Origin of the sequence: Phytoactinopolyspora endophytica (genome assembly GCF_004138495.1) — a bacterium.
In the GTDB taxonomy this organism is placed as follows: domain Bacteria; phylum Actinomycetota; class Actinomycetes; order Jiangellales; family Jiangellaceae; genus Phytoactinopolyspora; species Phytoactinopolyspora endophytica.
Genome location: NZ_ML142850.1, coordinates 414,229 through 419,339 on the forward strand (window position 1 = coordinate 414,229; position 5,111 = coordinate 419,339).

At 69.1% G+C, this 5,111-nt stretch carries 4 protein-coding genes and 1 pseudogene; 1 reads left to right on the plus strand and 4 read right to left on the minus strand.

What is annotated here, in order from left to right:
* Positions 1–149: pseudogene (locus tag ELR45_RS42505) on the plus strand (sugar phosphate isomerase/epimerase); the annotation flags it as partial.
* 119 nt (positions 150–268) lie between these two features.
* On the opposite strand, the gene ELR45_RS05230 reads toward ELR45_RS42505, so the two are convergent.
* The 4 genes from ELR45_RS05230 to ELR45_RS36960 form a co-directional block, all read right to left on the minus strand.
* The gene (locus tag ELR45_RS05230; RefSeq protein ID WP_129663994.1) at positions 269–1,279 is read right to left on the minus strand and encodes a Gfo/Idh/MocA family oxidoreductase; all 1,011 of its coding nucleotides are present in this window, start codon (positions 1,277–1,279) and stop codon (positions 269–271) included.
* A 74-nt stretch (positions 1,280–1,353) separates the two neighbouring features.
* Positions 1,354–2,268 (minus strand): sugar phosphate isomerase/epimerase family protein, encoded by a 915-nt coding sequence (locus ELR45_RS05235; protein WP_129663996.1) that lies wholly within the window; start codon positions 2,266–2,268, stop codon positions 1,354–1,356.
* A 98-nt stretch (positions 2,269–2,366) separates the two neighbouring features.
* The gene (locus ELR45_RS05240) at positions 2,367–3,863 is read right to left on the minus strand and encodes a CoA-acylating methylmalonate-semialdehyde dehydrogenase (RefSeq protein ID WP_129663998.1); all 1,497 of its coding nucleotides are present in this window, start codon (positions 3,861–3,863) and stop codon (positions 2,367–2,369) included.
* Positions 3,864–3,889: 26 nt separating this feature from the next.
* A partial coding sequence (locus tag ELR45_RS36960) for a thiamine pyrophosphate-dependent enzyme (protein WP_240759168.1) occupies positions 3,890–5,111 on the minus strand: 1,222 nt, incomplete at its 5' end.

A 5,111-nucleotide genomic window follows, 5' to 3' on the forward strand; every position in this document is an offset into this window, starting at 1 on the left:
TCGACTTCCGCTACTTCCGGCAGCTGGTCGAGGCCGCCGGCTACAACGGCGACATCGAGGTGGAGATCTTCAACGCCGACATCTGGGCCGCCGACCCCGACAGCGTCGTCGCCCTGATGAAACAGCGCTACGCCGACTGCGTCCTGTAAGCCTGCCTGAGGCATCCCGCGGCCGCTCGGATGGATATCCGGGCTGCCCCCACCACCGGGCCGCCGTCCTCCTGGTCTGAAACAGTCCGGGACGCGCCACAGCGTCCGGGCGTCACACGCTACGGCTTCGCGTACAGGTCGGGCTTGTCACGGAGCTCAACGGGCACCCTGTCCCGGCTGCCCAGTGACCGCAGGCCGGCGTCGGCGATGACAGCAGCGGCGTAGCCGTCCCACGTGCTGGGCCCGATCGCCTCGCCCGCGGTCACCGAATCGACCCAGTGCTGAAGCTCCACGTCGTAGGCCCTCTCGAACCGCCCCTGCCAATCCGGGGGAACTGGCGCGGTCAATGCGCCGTCCCGACGGACCACCACGGGTGAGACCGGGCCCAGCTCAGCGGTCCCGTCCTCGCCCACCACTTCGCAGCGGATGTCGTAGCCATAGCGGATGTTGACCGATGTCTCCAGGTCCACGAGGACGCCGTTCGAGGTCTCCAAGAGCAGGAGCAGTGGATCCTGGACGTCCCCACCGTGCCGGCTGGGCCGCGGCCGTAGCACGGTCACGGCGGTGATCTCTTCCTCCAGCAGCCAGCGCACCATGTCGAACTCGTGCACCGCCGTCTCGGTGACGGCCATGTGAGCCTCATAGTAGGGCGGGGGCGACGCGTTACGGTGTGCGCAGTGCATGAGCAGCGGCAAACCGATCGACCCCTCCTGGACGACGCCCTTGAGCTCCACGTACGCGGGATCGTACCGGCGCATGAACCCCACCTGCACCAGCCGACGACCGGCCGCAACCTCGGCGTCGACGATCCGCGCGGCAGCATCGCCGGACGGCGCCAGCGGCTTCTCGCAGAAGACCGGCTTGCCCGCCTCGATGCAGGCCACGACGTACTCCTCGTGCGTCGCACCCCAGGATGCGACCAGGACGGCGTCCACGTCGTCGGCCGCGATCAGGTCCCGACCGGTGGCACGCACCGTGGCGCCGGGCACCCGCCTGGCGACCTCATGCGCCCGGGCGGCGTCCGCGTCGGTGACGGCCACCACCCTCGATCCGGACAGCACGTGGGTCAGGCGGCGGACGTGGTCCTGCCCGATCACCCCAACGCCGATGACGCCGACGCGAACAGCCATGCTCATCCCCTTCTCTCCCATGATCATCAACCGTTGATCCGGTCAGCTGCGGTCAACCGTTGATGATCATGGGGTCAGCCGAGCGGAAACCACTCTCGCAGCATCTCGCGGTTGGCGAGCTGATCCTCGGCGGCGCGCCCGGGCGGGTCGGACGGCGACGGGACGACGTCCTGCTCGACGACGAGCCACCCGTCGAACCCATCAGCCATCACACCGCCCATGAACGACGCCAGATCCAGGTCCCCGGCGCCCAGCGCCACGAAGGCCTTGCGCTCCCACACGGCACGCATGCCGGCACGTTCCCGGACCACGGTCTCGAGCACATCCCGGCGCACGTCCTTCAGATGCAGATGGTTGACCCGATCCTTCCATCGCCGCCAGCCGTCGACCGGATCGCCGCCACCGATGATCAGGTGACCGGTGTCCAGCGTCAGCCCCACGTCGGTGCGGTCGAGAAAGATGTCGATCTCCTCTGGGGTCTCCACGTGCGTGCAGGCGTGGTGGTGGAACGTCGGCTCCAGGCCCGTCGCGCGGACCCGGTCCGCGGCCTTCCCGACGTTGCCGACCAGACACTTCCAGCCGGCGTCGTCGAGCATCACGTCGCGACCGCCGCCCGGATTGGCGCGACGCGCATCGGAGCCCGCATCCGCAAGCGTCGGCAGCGGCAACCGGGACCGGTCCACCTCCGCAGCGGCGACGAAGATCTCCAGGACCTCGTCCAGTCCGGCGAGGGCGGCCTCGAACTCGGCGTCGTCCGCGGTGAACGGCAAGTCCACCCACCCGCCGGCGAGCGCCATCCCGTGCTCGCGAAGCCGCCCCCGCAGCACGTCGCCACGCCCGAGCCAGCCAGGCGGGCCGAGGTCGATACCGTCATACCCGGCGTCGCGCAGCGGAGAGAGGATCGTCTCCGGCTCGGGAAAGTCCGCGCCCGTGGTCAGCTCGAAGATGCCGAAGCTCACGGGAGCGTTGGCTATGCCTGTGATCGCCATCTGCTTTTGCCTCCAGCGCCGTCGTCGGCGACAGTGATCAGGACGTCGTACGAACGCGGGTTGACGTGGTCGGCACGTCGTGCGACGCGGTTAGGTAGTCAGGACGTGGTCGGGAAGTGGTAGCTGGCGCCGACGGGATTGCCGACGTGCGGCCAGCGGGACGTGATGACCTTGGCCCGGGTATAGAAGGACACGCCTTCGGGACCGTGGACGTGTTTGTCGCCGAACAGGGAGTCCTTCCACCCGCCGAACGAGTAATATGCCATCGGAACCGGGATAGGCACGTTGATGCCGATCATGCCGACCTGAACTCCACGCTGGAAGCGTCTTGCGGCCTCGCCGCTGCTGGTGAAGATCGCCGTGCCGTTCCCGTACGGATTGTCGTTGATCAGCGCGATCGCGTCGTCGACGGTCTCTACCCGGACGACGGAGAGCACCGGGCCGAAGATCTCCTCGGTGTAGACGTCCATCTCGGTGGTAACCCGGTCGATCACCGTGGGGCCGACCCAGAACCCGTTCTCGTGTCCGTCGACCGTGTAGCCGCGGCCGTCGACGGTCAGCGTGGCGCCCTGCTCGGCACCGGAGCCGATCAGCCCGTTGATCCGGTCCCGCGCCTGCGGGGTCACCACCGGGCCCATCTCACTCGCCGCATCCCGCCCCGGGCCGACCCGGACCTTCTCCGCCTTGGCGGTGACCGCGTCGACCAGGCGGTCGCCTGCGTCGCCGACGGTCACAGCGGCCGAGATGGCCATGCACCGTTCCCCCGCCGAACCGAACGCGGCGGCGACCATGTGGTCGGAGGCGAAGTCGACGTCGGCGTCCGGCATGACGATCGCGTGGTTCTTCGCGCCGCCCAGGGCCTGCACCCGCTTGCCGTTGGCGCTGGCCCGCTCGTGGATGTAACGGGCGATCGGGGTGGAGCCGACGAACGAGACGGCGGAGATCTCGGGGTGGTCGAGAACCGCGTCGACGGCGGTCTTGTCACCGTGCACCACGTTGAACACGCCGTCGGGCAGGCCTGCCTCCGACCACAGCTCCGCCACCAGCATCGACGCCGACGGGTCGCGTTCGCTCGGCTTGAGCACGAAGGTGTTGCCGCAGGCGATCGCCACCGGGAACATCCACATCGGCACCATCACCGGGAAGTTGAACGGTGTGATGCCGGCGACGACACCGAGCGGCTCGCGGAAGCTGAACACGTCGACGCCGGTGGAGACCTGGTCGGAGTAGTCGCCCTTGAGCAAGTGCGGGATGCCGCAGGCGAACTCCACGACCTCCAGCCCGCGTTGCACCTCGCCCAGCGCGTCCGAGACGACCTTGCCGTGCTCGTCGGCGATGATCTCGGCCAGGTCTTGAGCTCGGGCGTCGACGAGCTGGCGGAAGTTGAAGAGGATCTTGGTCCGCTTCGACAGTGACGTCTGCGACCACGACTCGAACGCGGCGGATGCACTGGCGACCGCGGCGCTTACATCGGCGGAGTCGGCCAGCAAGACCTCGGCCTGCTGCTGGCCCGTCGCCGGGTTCCAGACCTGGCTGGTCCGGGTCGACGAGCCAGACGTCGTCCGGCCGTCGATCCAATGCTCGATGGTTCTCACGGGTATCTCACATCCCCTTCCGGGAGTTACAGGTAGCGGCGCTGGTCGGCCTTGTGGTGGTCATAGCTGGCGCGAGCCTTGCGGGTGGCGTCCACCTTCGCGACCTCGGCGACCGGTACGTCCCACCAGGACTCGCCGCCGGGGGCGGGCACCAGCGGGTCAGTGTCGATGTGCACCATGACCGGCCCTGTCGCCTGCTGCGCCTCGCGGAGCGCGGCACGAAACTCGTCGACGCCGCTGGCGCGCAGCACGTGCACGCCGAGGCTGGCCGCGTTGGCCGCGAGATCGACCGGGAGCGTGTCCCCGTCGAGTCTGCCGCTGGCCGCACCGCGGTACCGGTACTTGGTGCCGAACCGCTCGGCGCCTACCTCTTCCGAGAGCGCCCCGATCGACTGGAAGCCGTGGTTCTGCACCAGCACGACGATGACCTTGATGCCCTCCTGGACCGCGGTGACCAGTTCCTGCGCCATCATCAGGTACGAGCCGTCGCCGACCATGATGTAGACGTCGCGGTCGTCGCCGGCGGAGAGCGCCGCCATCTTCGCGCCGACACCGCCGGCGATCTCGTAACCCATGCAGGAGTACCCGTACTCGACGTGGTATCCCTTCGGGTCCCGGGTGCGCCAGAGTTTGTGCAGGTCACCGGGCATCGAGCCGGCTGCGCAGATGACGACGTCGCGCGGGCGGGAGATGTCGTTCACGGCGCCGATGATCTCCGACTGCGCGGCCAGCGGGCCGTGGCCGAGATGGTAGGCGTCCTCGACGGTACGGTCCCACTCGGCGGCTAGCGTCGTCGCCCGGTCGCGATACTCGGCGCCGGTGTCGTAGCCGGCCAGCTCCTTCGTCAGCGCGACGAGCGTCTCCCGGGCGTCGGCGACGACGGGGATCCCGGCGTGCTTGGCGCCGTCGAACCCGGTGATGTTGATGTTGACGAAACGCACGTCCGGGTTCTGGAACGCGGTGCGGGACGCCGTCGTGAAGTCGCTGTAGCGGGTGCCGATGCCGATGACCACGTCGGCCTCCCGGGCGAGCCGGTTCGCGGCCGTCGTCCCGGTGCTCCCGACGGCACCCAGGGCCAGTGGGTGGTCGTACGGCAGCGAGCCCTTGCCGGCCTGGCTCTCGCCCACCGGGATCCCGGTGGCCTCGCAGAACTCGCGCAGCGCGTCGGTCGCCTCGCTGTAGATGACGCCGCCGCCGGCGACGACGATCGGCCGCTTCGCCGACCGGATCAGCTCGGCGGCGCGAGCG

Coding starts and splice junctions, on each gene's coding strand:
- ELR45_RS05230 (WP_129663994.1), bottom strand. CDS start 1,279: ATGGCTGTTCGCGTCGGCGTCATCGGCGTTGGGGTGATCGGGCAGGAC.
- ELR45_RS05235 (WP_129663996.1), bottom strand. CDS start 2,268: ATGGCGATCACAGGCATAGCCAACGCTCCCGTGAGCTTCGGCATCTTC.